The sequence below is a fragment of the Halostagnicola kamekurae genome, assembly GCF_900116205.1.
In the GTDB taxonomy this organism is placed as follows: domain Archaea; phylum Halobacteriota; class Halobacteria; order Halobacteriales; family Natrialbaceae; genus Halostagnicola; species Halostagnicola kamekurae.
In genome coordinates this window covers 351,186-367,599 of sequence record NZ_FOZS01000003.1, presented here as the reverse complement: position 1 = coordinate 367,599, position 16,414 = coordinate 351,186, and the positions used below count along the sequence as shown (strand labels likewise).

The window sequence follows — 16,414 nt, the reverse complement described above, 5'->3', positions numbered from 1 at the left end:
ATGGACTACGAGCTGACGATCACGACGTTCCTGGAGCGTGCGCGAGACCTCTTCGACCACAAGGAGATCGTCACCGCGCTCCCCGACGGTAGCACGCACCGATACACGTACGGCGACGCCTACGAGCGCATCAGCCAGCTCGCGCACGCCCTCGACGACTACGGGATGGAACCCGGGGACCGCTCGGGTGTGATGGCGCTCAACAACTTCCGGCATTACGAGCTCTACTTCGGGCCGTCGTGCAGCGAGCGCTCCATCCACATGGTGAACCACCGGCTGCCCGAGCACCACCTCGTGAAGATCATCAACGAGGCCGGGGACCGGCTCCTCTTCCTCGACCCGCAGTTCGTCGACACCATCAAACCCATCGCCGATGAACTCGACACCATCGAGCAGTACGTGGTTCTCGGTGACGAGGACGCCATCCCGGAGACCAGCCTCGAACCCGTGACGGACTACGAGTCGTTCATCGCGGGCTACGAGACGGACTACGACTGGCCGGACATCGACGAGGAGACGGAGAGCGCGCTCTGCTACACCTCGGGCACAACGGGGCTCCCGAAGGGCGTCCAGTACACCCACCGCGGGCAGTTCCTGCACACGATGATGCACAGCCACGTGGACGTCTTCGGCGTCAGCGAGTCCGACGTGGTGATTCCCGTCGTGCCGATGTTCCACGTCAACGGCTGGGGGTTCCCGTACACCACGACGTTCACGGGCGCGAAGATCGTGCTGCCCGGCCAGCACACCGACCCCGACGAGCTGATACCCATCATCGAGGAGGAGAACGTGTCGATCGCGGCGGCCGTCCCGACGGTGTGGATGGAGGTCGATCGCATCATCGAGGAGTCCGACGAGCTCGGGCCGGCGGTGCTGGACACCCTCCAGAGCGTGCTCATCGGCGGGAGCTCCCCGCCGGAATCGCTCATCCGGAAGTTCGACGAGGTGTACGAGGCCCCCATCGGGCAGGGCTACGGGATGACGGAGGCGTCCCCGCACCTCGCGAACACGCTGATGACGACCGAAGTGAAACAGCTCCCGGAGGACGAACAGGACCGCCTGCGGATGAAGGCGGGGGTCCCCGCGCCGGGCGTGAAGGTTCGGCTGCGCGACAAGAACGGCGACCCGGTGCCCCACGACGGTGAGACGCCCGGCGAGGTGCAGGCGCGCGCGCCGTGGCTCGCTGGCGAGTACTACAGCCGTCCGGAGGCGACCGAAACGTCGTGGACCGAGGACGGCTACTTCAGCAGCGGCGACGTCGCGACCATCGACGAGTACGGCTACATCGACGTGGTCGACCGCCTCGACGACGTCATCAAGAGCGGTGGCGAGTGGATCTCCTCGATCGAACTGGAGAACGCGCTCATCGGCCACGGCCGCGTGGCGGAAGCGACCGTTATCGGTGTCCCCCACCAGAAGTGGCAGGAACGACCTGTGGCGTACGTGGTAGCGGAGGTCGACGTAACCGCCAATGACCTCCGCGAGCACCTCCTTGAGGAGTTCCCGAAGTGGTGGCTGCCGGACCGCTTCGAGTTCGTCGACGAGGTGCCGAAGACGTCGACCGGGAAGTTCGACAAGCTCGCGCTCACCGAGTCGTTCGAGGAGCGGTACGGCTCACTGCCGGTCGAGGAGTAGCTTTCAGTTTCCCGTTTTCGGCGTCGATGTTGTCGAAGAGGTCGGTGCTGGCGCCGAACTCGAGGACGTTCGTCATCACCGACGTGCGCCCGTTCATCACGGTTTTGCCGTGGTTCTTGTAGAACTCGTGAAGCCAGCGCTCGCCGATGTCGCGGGTGGGGAACAGCATGATGGGGTTCCACTGGTACTCGCCGTCCGAGAGGAAGTACATGAGCGTGTGCTCGGAGTCCCGGATCGCTCCATCGTCTCGCGCCACTCGCTGGCTTCAGACGCAGCTACAACTTGACAGTTGACGAGACGATCTCTCCCGGCGGCTTCTATCACCGGTTGAGGCCGTCTCTTGCAGAGTCGCTCTTCGCTGTACTTCTGCGGTTTAATCACCAGTCGGTCAATCCCTTCACCATCGCCTCTGTAACCTCCTGAGCTTTCAGTCGCTTCCAGTCCTTCAGATTCAGCGATCTGTGTCGCCATTTCGTAGACGAAAGCTCTGGCGACAGCAGGAAATAATGAGAGTGCTGCCCTCATAGGTACAATTGATTTCGGCAGTGTGCGGTTGTCTGAAATGCACAGTTGAGTACTTTTGAATTTTCGTTGGGAGTCTGATTCAATCTCTGACAATCGAGATAGGCGCGTATATTTCATCGCCTCACTTTTCACGAGTAACGAAACAAAGTTTTTGGCAATACCAAAGACCTATGTGGGCGTGAGTGTTACCAACCAACATGACTTCAAAAAGCGAAGGAAGAAAAGTCAAATCGATCGAACAAGCAGGTGATATACTCGAATACCTCCGCATGGAGGGGCCAGCAACGATAGCAGATCTCGAATCGGTCGTCCCTCTCTCCGCAGGGAGTATTCACACCTATCTTGCGACGCTAAAGGATTACGGGTTTATTGAACAAGAAGGAACAAAGTACCGAATCGGGTCGATGTTTATTCCATATGGAGTTCGAGTTCGAAATAGCACAGAGTTGTACTCGGCTTCGAAAGATATTATTGAAGCAGTAGCTCATGAGGTCGGCGGATGCGTACACCTGCAGAAGGAATACAATAATAGACTGTTGATATTAGAGGAAGTATATGGTGAAAATACCGCTGGTCTCGACCTTCACATCAAGAAAAGAGGAAATCTCCAGAACCATATCCATTGTACTGCAGGTGGAAAATCAATCCTTGCACAACTTCCTGAACCAAAGGTCCATCAAATCCTCGATGATCACGGTCTTCCAACTCAGACATCCCAAACAATTACAGATCGTGAACAACTTCTAGATGAACTTAAATTAGTACGAAAACAGGGGTATGCAGTTAATGATCAGGAACATATGCATGGTATTCGAGCCGTCGGTGCACCAATTTGTCGGGACAATAATGGGGAAGTCCTTGGGGCAATCAGTATTTCAGGGTCAGCAGCTACATGGACTGGCCAAATATTTAATGAGAAGATCCCTAATAAGGTAAAGGAAATTTCGAATGAGATAGAGATTAATATACATTCAAAAGACCGAAACGAATAACGACTGAAATGAGGAGAATCGTAATTCCAAAGATAGGCAACTAATAGAACAATCTTATTACATCCATATGTTCGTAAATCTGGGGGAGCATTCAATACGAATTAGACGTTTATATTTGTATATGACAAATACTGTTTAGGAGCCATATTACTGAAACGGGCACTGTCTAGATGAAGGTTTGAAGAATGAGCAGGTGGTGGCGAGAAGTGCTTATGCAACTCGCCAACCTGCTCAGAGAGGCCGTAGACGTGGACTGTGATGAAGTTTGGGAGAGCGAGCGCACCCCGACACCCGTCAGGGTGTTCGGGGTGCGTCTCCATTCGATGGGATTATCGATTCGAGAGGTCGTCGCAGTGCTCGAATTACTCGGTATTGACCGTTCTCACGGCGCAATTTGGAACTGGACACACACACTCTCAGAAGCACAAAGCGACCCGCCGACGAGAAACAGATCGAGGTCGACGGCGAGAAAAAGTGGTTGTACGCCGCAATCGACACAGAATCGAAGCTTCTGCTGGAAATTGACGTGTACAGCCGCCGCGGGACCGACCCCGCGGCGGCATTTCTGCACCGACTCATCGAGAAACACGAAACCGACGATATAGAGTTTCTTGTCGATGCTGGCGGCTATCTGACTGCCCTCGCACGTCACGAATTAAGCGGTCAACTACAGCGAGCGAAACCACGTCGAAAAGTGGTTTCAGACTGTCTCAATGCGGATCGATCGCTTTCACTCCTTCTGGCGGGGCAGTCCAGCTAGTGCACGCCGGTGCTTAGACGCTTCAGACACCATTATAACCACAATCGGCCGAATTAAGCACTCAATGGACGAACACCAGCTGAGGAGGTGCTGAACTAGACAGTGCCGTGCGGGCGAACATCCCCGCGGTTCGAGATCATTGGCCGTGCAAATGACATGCTCATCTACAAGGCTCAAAATATCTACCCTGCGAGGGTCCGCGAAGTTGTCAGTGAAATCGAGGGAGCATCACCAAAAATGAAAGTTGTGTTGCCCCACGAGGGAAAGGTCCGATTCGACGAGCCGATTCCGATAAGGTCGCTCGTGATTCCGACACTGATCGTCCCGAGGACGAACTCATCGACGATATTGCAACCATGGTCAGAGCGCAACTGAACGTTCGGTTGATCCAACAATCCTCCCGACCGAGGAAATCGAACTCTCCGAATACAAGACCAATCTCGTCCGGATTGAAGACGACTGAACTTCGGAATCCGCTGGACCCGTCGAAACTTATCCCTCGCCGCCAGTACACGTGACAATCAACAACGTTTCGAGTCTGTCTCGAGATACCCATTCCTTTTATAAGCGCCGGTAGATACCGAATAGTACGGATGAACGAATTTCTCGACGGAAAAGTGTGCATCGTCGCTGGCGGCGGCGGTGACCTCGGTCGAGCCACGGCGGCGGAACTCGCTGCGAACGGCGCGACAGTCATCATCACCGACCTCGGGACGTCCCTCGAGGGCGATGGAGCGGCGGAAGAGCCCGCCGCGACGGCCGCCGAGGAAATCGAAGCTGACGGCGGCGAGGCAATGGCTCACTTCGGCGACATAACCAGTCTCGAGTACACGGAAACGCTCATCGAGGATACTCTCTCGGAGTACGGACGAATCGATGGGGCGATCAATTACGCCGGTATTCTCCGTGACTCGTATCTCACGAACATGACCGATCACGAGTGGGACACCGTGGTCCACGTTCACCTCCGCGGCCACTTCTCGCTCCTTCGGAACCTCGCTCGCCACTGGCGCAACCGCGACGAGGAGACCGAGGGCGGGCTCTCGTCGGAGCGATCGTTCGTGAGTGTCACGAGTCCGTCGGCGCTCGGGAATGTTGGACAGGCGAACTACGGTGCGGCAAAGGCGGGAATCCTCGGACTTACGCGGACGGCGGCACAGGAACTAGCAACTTCGAACGTCAGGGTGAATGCTCTGTTGCCGATCGCGTACACGCGAATGACCGAAGACCTCCTCGAGGACGAGTCGAAATCGCCGGAGAAAATCGCGCCGGTTGTCGCCGCACTGATGAGCAACGACGCAACCGGCATCACCGGCCGGACGATCCGCGCCGTCGGCGACTCCGTCAGCGTTCTCTCGGAGCCCGAAATCGAGCGGACCGCGATAAACGAGACCGGCTGGACGGCGGACCGTCTGACGTCCGCGTTTCGCGACGAACTGGGGCTCGGCGGAGACTCACGCTAACCTATATTTTTTATAATTAATCTTTTGAGTTTGTCGACACTGTGTAGTTACTTGACTTCGTACCCTATGCTGATAGAGCGCATAGGGAGCATGTGAACCATTGATGCTCCGGATCACGTCGTTCCCGTCATGTACTGAGCCAATTGTCCAGTTTGCGTGTTTCTCAACGAGGTAGAAACATCACGTCAAGGCGTACGTGACAGGTCTTGTTGCGGCCAGCAACAAGACCGTCCAAGGTATCTCGACTCACGTTCTTCCTGCGAAAAGCGAGCGTTCCCTGAACAAGTTCCTCACCGAGTACGACTGGGACAAGACCAACTCAACAAAGAACGTCTAGAGTTTCTCCAATAGGCCAACAACACGAAGTGGAGCCAGTGACGATGTCGTCATCATCGACGACACCGTCACCCACAAAACCGGGGAGCAATTACCGAACGTCGGAAAATTCTACGAACATACTGCCCACGGCTATATCTGGGTTCAGAGTCTGATTTACGCACTCTATGCTGACGAGAAAACGACTTATCCACTCGGATTCAGACTCTACGAAAAAGACGCATAGCGACGTGTTGAGTTAGCTCTCGAACTTGTCGATGAACTTATCGAGACAAGTGTCCCGACAGACACCTATCTCTTCGACATGAGCTACTGTTCCCAGGAGTTCGTGACGCACCTCGAAACCTACGGCAAAGAGTGGATTTTAGCTGTCAAGGTCGAGGAAGTGCTAAAATAGACAGTGTGTGTACAAATTCATGTTTGTAAGTATTATTTATTCTCGCACCTCATCAATCCCGTCGGCAACGTCTTTAGCTTGAATGTCGGAGTACGACTTGTGGGTTATCTCGATGGATTTGTGTCGAAGTGCCTGCGCAAGTTCGGAATGACCCTTCTCGTACAGTTCAGCCCCAAGCGCCCGCCTCGCGCCATGGGGTTTCAGATAGTCGCCATCCTCGAGATCGATGCCAGCTTCCTGTGTGAGCCGTTTCATCACTGATCAACCACCGGCCTTCGTGAGTGCTGGCGGCGGAATCTCAACATTTCGAAGCGCATCGTCAATGTCTACATTCTCATCCGGGTCTTCCCCAGTCACCTCACGGTATGCAGCATATTTCGAGGGAGCGTGCCCAGTTGGAAAAATCGGCCAGACATCAGTTGGCGGCTCAGCGACGCGACAATACCGCTCGAGTGCGTCTCGAGCAGCCGATGGAAGCCCAACGCGCTCATACTGACGGATTCCCCGAACACCTCGAGAGAGTGATTCTCGGGATCGACATCGCCCCAGGTCACACCGTCACGATCGTCATCACGCGGATCCCGGAATAGTTCGGCGCCATGGACGCCGGCATCGACGAGCAAAACCACGATCGCCCGGTCGCGATAGGCGGTCTCACGAGAAACTTCGATCGTACCCTCGAGCGCCATATCCACACGTTCGGTGACGTAGTTAATGAGCTGCTGGCGGTCTTCAGGATCCCAGAACTGGCGGTTGCGATCGCCTTTGTCCTCGGGGAGAAACTCTTCTGCACGCTGTGTATTCGCTGGGTTGGTGTCTAGCAGTTCGTCGCGGACGCAAGAGAGAAACGCGCGCACGTAGTTGAAATATGTGTTCGCCGTCGACGCTGCCAGCTCTTGGTCGATGGCACGCTCGCGAAGGTACATCCCGTACTCCCGGAGCGTATTCGTTTCGAGTGCATCGACTTGCTGCACGCCCTCTTGATCACAGAAGTCCGCGAATTCGGTCAGCGGCGATCGCATTGTTGACCGGGAGACACCCGAGTCGAGCGAACCGAGATAGCGCGAAACCGCCTCCTCGACGGTCGTCCCCCCGCGAGCAGCCCGTCGATCAGTGGATTCAGACATTCACTCGTGGGGTACAGTGTCGACCGGCTCTTGTGAATCACCAAAGGGCGTTAGGTTAGACTGTCTTAGGGCTCCTTTGAATTATCCAATCGCTTCGCCAGCATGGATTTGCTGGAAGTTGTAGCCAGAATGGTCCAAGCGTAGCGGGCTGAGCCACTGGAAATAGTCCTAGAAGCTGCCGTAGTCTAGCGGTTCACCAGAGCTGTTGAGTTGATTATCGAACTTGTCGCTGAGCATATCGAGATAGGTGCCCGTGAGTGATTTGCGGAACCTTTGAACGTCCGAAGTATACAAACTGCGTCTCCTTGTCTCGTTGATCCCGGCCTCGGCGACAATGTATTCAAACCTTCCAGTGAAGCGGGAGATTTCGGACATGAAGCATCCGCCATTTTCCAATTCAACTCCCTGGTTCTGACGGACCAAGTCGGCGCAGTCTTATGATTCGCCAGAGCCGAACATAGTTTATAACTCGACAAATATCTATTTAAATATATGTTTAGATAATAGTATATAAACATAAATATTTAAGTCCTAATATCCCCTTATGTTATATGTTGGCCTTAGCCAACACTTGCAGCTTGGTCATCCTCCCAAGCTTGACCTTAGCTGCCGAACATTGACGCAAGTCGGCGCATTGAACGCGCCGACAATTGCGTCGTGTGCTAACGCTGTCTTAGCATCCTGTACTTATCGCTCAGGCCTTCGTCTATATCACCTTTGTTCGGTCTGAGAGACCATAGGAACGCATACTGGTACGCCACATGCTGTGAGGTATAGAGTCATCTAACTATAGTAAACGTTAAAATCATCTACCCAAATCCTGTTGCAGAGTGTAGTGGATCATCTCGACGCGATCTCCATCGAGGAAATACAAGATGCCCCGATAACGTGGAAAGAAGGAAGCCGAGACAATGACTTTAAGGGCATTAGCATACAAAAACGACGGTACTCAGACTAAACTAGTAGCTCTGGTAAATCACAAGACGGCGCTAACTTGATCCGTCAGAACTAGGGAGTTGAAGCGGGAAATGGCGGATGGTTCATGTCCAAAATTTCCCGGTTCACTGGAAAGGTCGTGACGTTAGCTAAAAGTGCTGTTGGTGGCCGAGGCAAATCCGCCGCCCCGCAGGGTGGCGGCGGATTCGCCGACTACGCCGTCGTTTCGCTGCATTGTCTGCGGGTTTACCTAGAGAAATCCTACCGCGAAGCGCTCAACCTCTTGAGCGAAACGCCACAAATACTGGCGGAGATTGGCTTCAGAAAGGCGATCTCCCTGATCATTCGACGTAGTGAAGAGGTTTGACAGAACCAAGATGGCTGTCTGGCGAGTGCTGCTGCGCCTATCGGCGCAGCTGCACGAGCCATCTGGTCATGCTGCGATGGACGCGACGTTTTTCGACCGCGAAAACGCCAGCAAACACTACTGTCGTCGGAAAATTACCCCGTCCAGACGCTCAAAACAACCGCTCTCGTCGATACAGGGACACAGGCTGTTCTGGACGTTCATTCTGCGACTGAGAACCGTCACGACACCCAACTCGGCTGGCAACTCGCCCGCGTTGCGGCGGGCGAGTTGCACAGCCTCGCTGCCGACAAAGGCTACGACTGGATGGAATTACGCGAGGAACTCCACGAAGAGGGTGTGAGGCCGCTGATTAAGCATCGTGAGTTCCGGCCCATCGATCACGCGCACAACGCGCGGATCGATGGACCTCGCTACCGGCAACCAGAGATGTGTGAGACTGTCTTCTCGACGATCAAGCGCACGCTTGGCGACGCCGTGCGTGCGCGAACCTGGTACGGTGAATTTCGTGAACTCGTTCTGATGTGTGCGGTTCACAACATCGAGCAGTCTCTGAAACAGTGAAATCACGCTACGTCTGGCGATTCACCAGGTCGTGTTTAGTTAAGGCTGAAGAATGAGGCGAGGTGATTTTCAGCTGGTCTATGGCGAAAATTGCTCGCCTCAGTAGTTGTAGCGACTGGATCGAACTAGACTTTGTAGAGCGAGAGCGGATACCGCGTCGGCTGATGAAGCTCGGTATTCGACTCCATCTTGGCGGATTATCGTTTTCGAATACCATCTCAGAGCTTGAGAAGTTCGGTGTCAAACGGTCGCGGAAAGCTGTTCACGACTGGGTGCAGAAGGCAAATCTACAGCCCGCTCGCAACGCAAGTCCGGATCACGTCGAGCTCGACGAGACGGTGATCCGAATCAATGGCCAGCAGTTCTGGCTGTACGCCGCTGTCGATCCCGAGACGAACGAGTTTCTGCATTTACAGCTGTTTACGACGACTACGGCGGCATTGACGCAACGGTTTCTGCGAGAGCTTCGTGAGAAACACGACGTCGAGGACGCGGTGTTTCTCGTCGATCACGCACACCATCTAGCGGCTGCATTGCAACGAGCCGGGATCCGATTTCGACCCGAACGACATGGAAATCGGAACACTGTCAAACGTGTCTTTAAAGAAATAAAACTCCGGACTCCTTCATTTAGCAATATATTTGGTCACGTCGATCCAGCGACCGCCGAAACGTGGCTACAAGCCTTTGCCGTCTGGTGGAATTCGCGTAACTAAACACGATGCCGAGCACTCCAACAATATTAATATAGGGTTTTCGTAGAATCGAGTTCTATCTGGCTAGTCATTAAGCACGTATAGTGATTGAACTGTCTGAGTCAGTTTCAGGCATGATTATGAGCGAAGACTCCGGTCAATCGCCATAGGGTATTAGGGTATACCGTCTTAGCGTCCCCTGTAAATAAGTTCAATCGTTTCGCCAGGATGGATTCGCTGGAAGTTGTAGCCGGAATTGTCCACGAGTAGCGGATCAAGCCACCTGGATATAGTGGCGGAAGCCACTGTTGTCTAGCGATTCATAGAGACCTATCGTAGGTTTAGGTTGCCATCCTGCTTACCGAAATCCTTCCAGTTTCGGTCTATATCGGGGCACTTCACAGCGCTGGCATTCCCACATCGGCTGCCCATTCCACTCATCATCAGGGACTTCTTCGAAGTCGAGGGCTCTGGTGAATCGTCATACTGCGTCGGCTTCGACCGGTAGAACTGGAAGATGAAGCGGGAAACCGCCGATGCTCTATGTCGAAGATCTCCCGCTTCACGAGCAAAGTCGTTCAGTTAGCTCAAAATGCTGTTGGTGGCCGAGGCGAAGTTGCTGCCCCCGAAGGGGGTGGCGGCTTCGACGATTACGCTTTTGTGTCGCTGCATTGTCTTCGGGTTTACCTAGAGAAATCGTATCGAGAAGCACTAGATTTGCTGAGCGAGATGCCACATATTCTCGGGGAGATCGGTCTTGGACCGGCCGATCTCCCCGACCACTCCACGCTAGTCAAGTGGTTTGATAAGATTAAGACAGCACTCTGGCGCGTGCTGCTGCGCCTGTCGGCGCAGTTGCGCGAGCCGAGCGGACACGCCGCCATCGACGCGACGTTTTTCGAGCGCGAAACCGCGAGCAAACACTACTGCCGGCGGACGAATTACCGGGTTCAGACGCTCAAAGCAACAGCTCTCGTTGATACAAAAACCAAAGCCATTCTGCACGTTCACTGTACGACCGAAAAACGCCACGACACACAGCTCGGCTGGCGACAAAGGCTACGATTGGATGGATTTACCGAAAACCTCCGCGAAGAGGGTGTGAGACCGCTGATCAAACATCGCGAGTTCCGGCCCATCGATCACGCGCATAACGCGCGGATCGATGGGCCTCGATACCGCCAACGACCGATGTGTGAGACCGTCTTCTCAACGATCAAGCGCACGCTCGGCGACGCCGTGCGTGCGCGAACCTGACTACGGTGAATTTCGCGAACTCGTCTTGATGTGTGCGGTTCACAACATCAAGCGAACTCTGAAACAGTGAAATAACGCTACGTCTGGCGATTCACCACGGCCCTCTTCTCCAAAATCCACGCGCGGGACGAAGTCTCCGCTCTGGGTTTTTACCGCCCTACGACAAGTCGACGGCGTTCTGCGACTCTTGGACCGCACAGGGGAGGTAGAGTGCGTCGACTCCGAGCGCGGCACACCACTGTTCGTCGCCAACTGTGAGCGGGTAGAAGAAGAGGAACTTTCCGAGGTTGTACTGATTCTTGACCTATCGTGGATGTTTTCCAACCGCATAGCAGAGCACGTCGAGATCCTCCCGCTTCTCAAAGCAGCGACCGAACCTCGTCGCGGGTCTCGGCTTCGAGGGCTCGCTCGGCCAGATCCTCGGCGTCGTCGGTGATGGTTTCCTCGATCCGACGCTTCACAGCGGGGACGGTCACCGCGCTCATGCTCAGTTCGTCGAGGTCGAGGCCGACGAGCAACTCCGTCAGGTCCGGGTCGCCGGCCATTTCGCCGCACATCCCGACCCAGGCATCCTCGGCGCGCCCCGCCTCTACCGTCCGGCGGATCGCCCGGAGAACTGGCGGGTGCAGCGGGTCGTTGAGGTCGGCGAGCGCCTCGCTCTCACGGTCCACGGCCATGACGTACTGCGTCAGGTCGTTCGTACCGATGCTGAGGAATTCGACGCGCTCCGCGACCTGATCCGCACACAGGACGGCCGCAGGCGTCTCGATCATGACGCCCAGTTCCGGCCTGGCGTGCTCGACCCCCTCGTCGGCCAGGTCTGCGGCGACGTTGTCAACCGCCTTTAGCGCCCCCTCGAGTTCGGGGATCGTCGAAACCAGTGGAAACATCACCGCCAGGCCGTCGCCGTGCTCGGACGCCGCGGCGCGCAAGAGTGCGCGGAGCTGGGTCTCGAAGAGATGGCGATGCCGGTCGAGCGAGAGTCGGATTCCCCGTTCGCCGAGGACCGGGTTGGACGCCTCCGGCAGCTCCAAGTACGGGACCGGCTTGTCCCCGCCGATGTCGAGCGTTCGGAGACGACCCGGTCGCCGGCAAACGCGTCGAGGACGTCGGTCACGGCGTCGTACTGCTCGTCCTCGGTAGGGGGCGCCTCCCGATTCGAGAAACAGGAACTCCGTGCGGAACAGGCCGACGCCGTCGGCGCCGCTCTCGACCGCCGGCGTCAGTCCGCCCGTTCCGCCGAGGTTCGTGGCCACCTCGACATGTTTCCCGTCGGTCGTCTCGACCGGCCCCTCGCGAATCTCGGGGCCTGACTCCGCTGTCGCCGCGAGCGCCTCGCCGTCGGGATCGACCACGATTCGACCGTCCTCGCCGTCGACGAGCACGTGGTCGCCGGGATAGCGAGCGAGCGCGCGAGGATGGCCGCGTGAGAGGTCCGCCCGCCGGCATTCGTGACGAGGCCCGCTATCCGGTCCGGGTCGAGATCGGCAGTGTCGCTGGGCGCCAGTCGATCGGCCAGCAGGACGATCCGCTCGTCGGCGTCCGGCCCATCGGTCTGGGACGGCTCCGTGGCGCTCTCGTCGACCAGCAGGCGAAGTAGCCTGTCGCGGACGTCTTGCAGGTCGTCGGCGCGCTCGGCCATCCGCCCGTCCATCCCTTCGAACTGGTCGACGAACCCGTCGAAGGTCTCCCGCACGACGTGGGCCGCCGGCAGGCCGTCTTCGATCGCCGACTCGACGCCGTCGGTGATCTAGGGGTCGTCGAGGAACTGGATGTGTGCGTCGAAGATTTCGGCTTCGGCCTCGCCGACGCGCTCGCTGGCGCGGTCCCGGTCGCGTTCGAGGGCCGCCCGCGCCACGTCGCGCGCTCGCTCGAACATCGCCAGTTCGTCGCCCGGATCGACGGTCTCGGGCGCCGGGGGCTCACCCAAGTCGATCGTCCTGTCGTGCCAGCGGGCGATCCCGTGTCCGGTGCGCGGCGTGACGCCGACGCCATCGAATTCGGTCATTCACCGGTCTCCTCGTCACCGGCTTCGGGCGACGAGAGGACCTCGGCCAGCGCGTCAAGCGCAGCCCCGGCGTCTTCCCCCTCGGCGACGAGTCGGACGTCCTCCCCGGACTCGACGTTCAGGCCCGTGACCGCGAGCATACTCCGTGCGTTGACGGACTTCCCGTCGTCGACCGGTTCTAGCGTGATCTCGCTGTCGTACTGGTTGGCCATCTGCACGAACCGGGACGCTGGACGGGCATGCAGGCCAGCCTCGGGGACCACTGTTACGATACGCTCCATACCAGTGCGAATCTTGGCCGGTGTGTGACTTTACTTTCCCGGTGATTTCGGTCCCTCACTCCCGACGACCAGCACCACATTCCGGCGGTTCTCCCTACTCAAAGAGATCAACCGCTTCGGCCGCGGCGCGTTCGACGGAGTCGAGAGTCGCGTTCGGGCTCGACGCCTCGACGGCCGCGTTGAGCGTCCCCTCGAGAACCGGCGCGTCGACCACGACGCACTCGACGTCGTCGATGGATTCGATAGCCACCTCCGCGTTCATGACGGCGCTGCCGAGGTCGACGAGGACGACCACGCCGTCGGTCTCGTCGGCGAGTCGCTCCAGCGCCGCGCTAATGTCGTCGACCGAGGTTCCGATACCGCCGTCGGGATCGCCGCCGACGGCCTCGATCCGGGCGTCGTCGCCGCCCATCTCGAGGGCGATGTCCCTGATCCCTTCCGCAGCGTTCCCGCTGTGAGAGACGACGAGTAATCCGATCATGTTACTCCTCCACCTCCTCCGGCTCCTCGTCGGGGATTGTCGGCGACGTGGCGTCGACGTCGACGTCGCCGTCGAGGTACTCTTCGGCGGTGGCGAGCAGTTCCTCCAGAACCAGCAGCGTGCTCGTCGCGCCGGGATCCTGGTGACCGACGGATCGCCAGCCGAGATAGGAGGCGCGGCCCTTGGACGCTTTGAGCGGGACAGTGTACTCGACGCCCCGTTCGGCCGCGTCGACGGCTTTCGCCAACGCCTCCAGTGGGGGGAGATCGTCCACTTCGATCGACTTCTTGTAGGTGTGAACCGCCGGCGTCAGCGCGTCGACCATCGTCTTGTCGCCGACCTCGGCGCCGCCCCTGTCCTGTAGCTTCTCGAGGTAGGCCTCGGCGAACGCGACGGTCGTTTCGGCGGTGATCCCCGCTTCGAGTTCCTGACTCGCGTGCATACAGGAGCCGCCGTACAGCGGTCCTGACGCCCCTCCAACCTCGGAAATAAGCGTCGTCCCCACCGTCTTCACTAGGTCCTGCGCGTCGGCGTCCTCCTTCTGCTCGAGCGTTTCGACGACGGCTTTGAACCCTCGGTCGAGGTTCGCCCCGTGGTCGGCGTCGCCGATTGCCGAGTCGAGATCGGTCAGGTGCTTTTTCTCCGACGCTATCCGGGCGGCGATCCGATCGACCGCTTCCAGAATCGCTTCACACTCCGTCTCTCGAGAAGCCATGATCCGTGGTACACTCACTCAGTAATAAGACCTTTGGGCTCCAGATCGCCCGAGGGATCACACCGTGAACGCCGGCGTATTCGCCGGGTCGCTCAGTAGACCCTTGAGCTCATCGTCGAGGTCGAGGACCGTCACCGAGCAGCCGGCCATCTCGAGCGACGTCATGTACTCCCCTACCCAGGTGCCCCACGTCTCTATGCTTTCGTCTTCCAGGTGGTCCTGTACCGCCCTGTTGACGATGAACAGTTCCGACAGCGGCGTGCCGCCCATCCCGTTGACGATCGTGGCGACTTCCCCATCGGGTTCGACGTCCTCGAGGACCGCCGTCGTTAGCTCTGTGGCGATCTCGTCGGCGTCCATCATGTCGGTGCGCTCGACGCCGGGTTCGCCGTGGATACCGATGCCGAGTTCGATCTCGTCGTCACCGAGATCGAACGTCGGCTCGCCCTTCTCCGGGGTGACACACGAGGTGAGCGCCATCCCCATGGTCCCAACGTTGTCGACGGCTTTTTCCGCGACGCGCTGTACTTCGGCGAGGTCCTCGCCGCGCTCCGCTGCCGCCCCCGCCACCTTGTGGACGAAGATCGTGCCACAGACGCCACGTCGACCGGACGTGTATGTGGAGTCCTCCACGGCGACGTCGTCGTTGACAACGACTTGCTCGACGTCGACGTCTTCCATTGCGGCCATCTCGGCGGCAGTATCGAAGTTCATCACGTCGCCTTCGTAGTTCTTGACGACGCAGAGAACGCCCTCGCCGGCGTCACAGGCCTGAATCATCTCGTTGATCTCGTCGGCGGTCGGCGACGTGAACACCTCCCCCGCCGCCGCGCCGTCAAGCATCCCGTTGCCGAGATAGCCGGCGTGGGTCGGCTCGTGGCCGCTCCCACCGCCGCTGACGATCCCGACCTTGTCGTCGACGGGGGCGTCATTTCGAACGAGTACGTTCGTCCCGTCCAGTCGACGCAGTCGGTCCGGGTACGCCGCGACCATCCCGTCGAGCATCTCGTCTACTACGTTTTCCGGATCATTGATAAGCTTCTTCATACCATACGTGCTTATCCCTCGAACGTATATAAAACGGCACTGTCTAGTTCAGCACCTCCTCAACTGGCGTCTTTCCATCGAGGGCACTGTCTAGATGAGGGTTTGAGGAATGAGCAGGCGGTGGCCAGAAGTGACCATGCAACTCGCCAACCTGCTCAGAGAGTCCGTAGACGTGGATTGTGATGAGGTTGGGAGAACGAGCACACCCCGACACCCATTAGGGTGTCGGGGTGCGCTCGCATTCGATGGGATTGTCGCTTCGGGAGGTTGTCACAGTCCTTGATTTGCTCGGTATTGACCGTTCTCACGGCGCAATTTGGAACTGGGCGCACAAACTCACAGAGGCTCAGAGCGACTTGCGACGGCGCAGTCGTCGCGGGTCCGCGGTCGACGAGAAACAGATCGAGGTCGACGGCGAGAAAAAGTGGTTGTACGCTGCGATCGATACAGAATCGAAGCTGCTGCTCGAAATCGACGTGTTTAGCCGCCGCGAGATTAACCCCGCGGCGGCATTCTCGCATCCGCTCACCGAGAAACACGATCTCGACGAAACGGAATTTCTCGTCGATGCTGGCAGCTATCTGACTGCCCTTGCTCGCCACGAAGTGAGCGGTCATCTCGACTACAGCGACCGAAATCACGTCGAAAAGTAGCTTCAGACGGCCTCAATGCGGATCGACTGCTTTCAGTCCTTCTGGCGGGGCAGTCCAGCCAGCCCACGCCGCTGGCTCAGACGGTTCAGACACCGCTATAACCACGATCGACCGAATCAAGCACTGAACGGCCGTACACCAGCCGAGAAGGTGCTGAACTAGACAGTGCCTAGTA

At 57.7% G+C, this 16,414-nt stretch carries 14 protein-coding genes and 5 pseudogenes; 9 read left to right on the top strand and 10 right to left on the bottom strand.

The window, feature by feature from the left end:
- Complete coding sequence (locus BM348_RS15625; RefSeq protein WP_175507222.1) at positions 1–1,635, top strand: long-chain fatty acid--CoA ligase; 1,635 nt, start codon at positions 1–3, stop codon at positions 1,633–1,635.
- Here the strand turns inward: BM348_RS15625 and BM348_RS15620 are convergent.
- Entirely contained in the window at positions 1,586–1,891 is a 306-nt protein-coding gene (locus BM348_RS15620) for a hypothetical protein (protein WP_175507211.1), read from the bottom strand. The two genes, BM348_RS15625 and BM348_RS15620, sit on opposite strands and share 50 nt — an antisense overlap.
- 466 nt (positions 1,892–2,357) lie before the next feature.
- Between BM348_RS15620 and BM348_RS15615 the strand changes: the two genes are divergently transcribed.
- From BM348_RS15615 to BM348_RS15600, 4 genes and pseudogenes are all read left to right on the top strand, one after another.
- Positions 2,358–3,152 (top strand): IclR family transcriptional regulator, encoded by a 795-nt coding sequence (locus tag BM348_RS15615; RefSeq protein ID WP_092906159.1) that lies wholly within the window; start codon positions 2,358–2,360, stop codon positions 3,150–3,152.
- Between the two features lie 212 nt (positions 3,153–3,364).
- Positions 3,365–3,969, top strand: a pseudogene (locus BM348_RS15610) (IS6 family transposase).
- Positions 3,970–4,068: 99 nt separating this feature from the next.
- A complete protein-coding gene (locus BM348_RS21685; RefSeq protein ID WP_092906157.1) occupies positions 4,069–4,287 on the top strand; it encodes a hypothetical protein in 219 nt (72 codons plus the stop codon).
- A 218-nt stretch (positions 4,288–4,505) separates the two neighbouring features.
- Positions 4,506–5,375: an SDR family NAD(P)-dependent oxidoreductase gene (locus BM348_RS15600; protein WP_092906155.1), complete on the top strand. Its 870-nt coding sequence runs from the start codon at positions 4,506–4,508 to the stop codon at positions 5,373–5,375.
- Between the two features lie 769 nt (positions 5,376–6,144).
- Here BM348_RS15600 and BM348_RS15595 read toward each other — a convergent pair.
- Positions 6,145–7,235 (bottom strand): annotated as a pseudogene (locus tag BM348_RS15595) (tyrosine-type recombinase/integrase).
- 168 nt (positions 7,236–7,403) lie between these two features.
- Positions 7,404–7,610, bottom strand: a complete 207-nt coding sequence (locus tag BM348_RS15590; protein ID WP_139231201.1) for a hypothetical protein — start codon at positions 7,608–7,610, stop codon at positions 7,404–7,406.
- Between the two features lie 667 nt (positions 7,611–8,277).
- Here BM348_RS15590 and BM348_RS15585 point away from each other — a divergent pair.
- From BM348_RS15585 to BM348_RS15575, 3 genes and pseudogenes are all read left to right on the top strand, one after another.
- A pseudogene (locus BM348_RS15585) lies at positions 8,278–9,102 on the top strand (IS5 family transposase).
- An 80-nt stretch (positions 9,103–9,182) separates the two neighbouring features.
- Positions 9,183–9,818, top strand: coding sequence for an IS6 family transposase (locus BM348_RS15580; protein WP_092906151.1), 636 nt, complete (start codon positions 9,183–9,185; stop codon positions 9,816–9,818).
- Between the two features lie 522 nt (positions 9,819–10,340).
- Positions 10,341–11,124: pseudogene (locus tag BM348_RS15575) on the top strand (transposase).
- A gap of 289 nt (positions 11,125–11,413) precedes the next feature.
- On the opposite strand, the gene BM348_RS21925 reads toward BM348_RS15575, so the two are convergent.
- The 7 genes from BM348_RS21925 to dhaK all read right to left on the bottom strand — a co-directional run bounded on the left by BM348_RS21925 (position 11,414) and on the right by dhaK (position 15,586).
- Positions 11,414–12,310, bottom strand: a complete 897-nt coding sequence (locus BM348_RS21925) for a putative PEP-binding protein (protein ID WP_245779503.1) — start codon at positions 12,308–12,310, stop codon at positions 11,414–11,416.
- Positions 12,277–12,750 (bottom strand): PEP-utilizing enzyme, encoded by a 474-nt coding sequence (locus BM348_RS21920; RefSeq protein WP_245779486.1) that lies wholly within the window; start codon positions 12,748–12,750, stop codon positions 12,277–12,279. The genes BM348_RS21925 and BM348_RS21920 overlap by 34 nt, the downstream gene beginning before the upstream one ends.
- A gap of 54 nt (positions 12,751–12,804) precedes the next feature.
- Entirely contained in the window at positions 12,805–13,062 is a 258-nt protein-coding gene (locus BM348_RS21915) for a phosphoenolpyruvate-utilizing N-terminal domain-containing protein (RefSeq protein WP_245779485.1), read from the bottom strand.
- Complete coding sequence (ptsH1, locus tag BM348_RS15560; RefSeq protein ID WP_092906149.1) at positions 13,059–13,343, bottom strand: phosphocarrier protein HPr; 285 nt, start codon at positions 13,341–13,343, stop codon at positions 13,059–13,061. Before ptsH1 ends, BM348_RS21915 begins: the two co-directional genes overlap by 4 nt.
- 94 nt (positions 13,344–13,437) lie before the next feature.
- A complete protein-coding gene (gene dhaM / locus BM348_RS15555) occupies positions 13,438–13,824 on the bottom strand; it encodes a dihydroxyacetone kinase phosphoryl donor subunit DhaM (protein WP_092906147.1) in 387 nt (128 codons plus the stop codon).
- A gap of 1 nt (position 13,825) precedes the next feature.
- Positions 13,826–14,539, bottom strand: a complete 714-nt coding sequence (gene dhaL / locus BM348_RS15550) for a dihydroxyacetone kinase subunit DhaL (protein WP_092906145.1) — start codon at positions 14,537–14,539, stop codon at positions 13,826–13,828.
- Positions 14,540–14,596: 57 nt separating this feature from the next.
- Positions 14,597–15,586 (bottom strand): dihydroxyacetone kinase subunit DhaK, encoded by a 990-nt coding sequence (gene dhaK / locus BM348_RS15545; RefSeq protein WP_092906142.1) that lies wholly within the window; start codon positions 15,584–15,586, stop codon positions 14,597–14,599.
- 136 nt (positions 15,587–15,722) lie between these two features.
- On the opposite strand from dhaK, the pseudogene BM348_RS15540 reads away from it, so the two are divergent.
- Positions 15,723–16,401 (top strand): annotated as a pseudogene (locus BM348_RS15540) (IS6 family transposase).
- Positions 16,402–16,414: the final 13 nt, after the last annotated feature.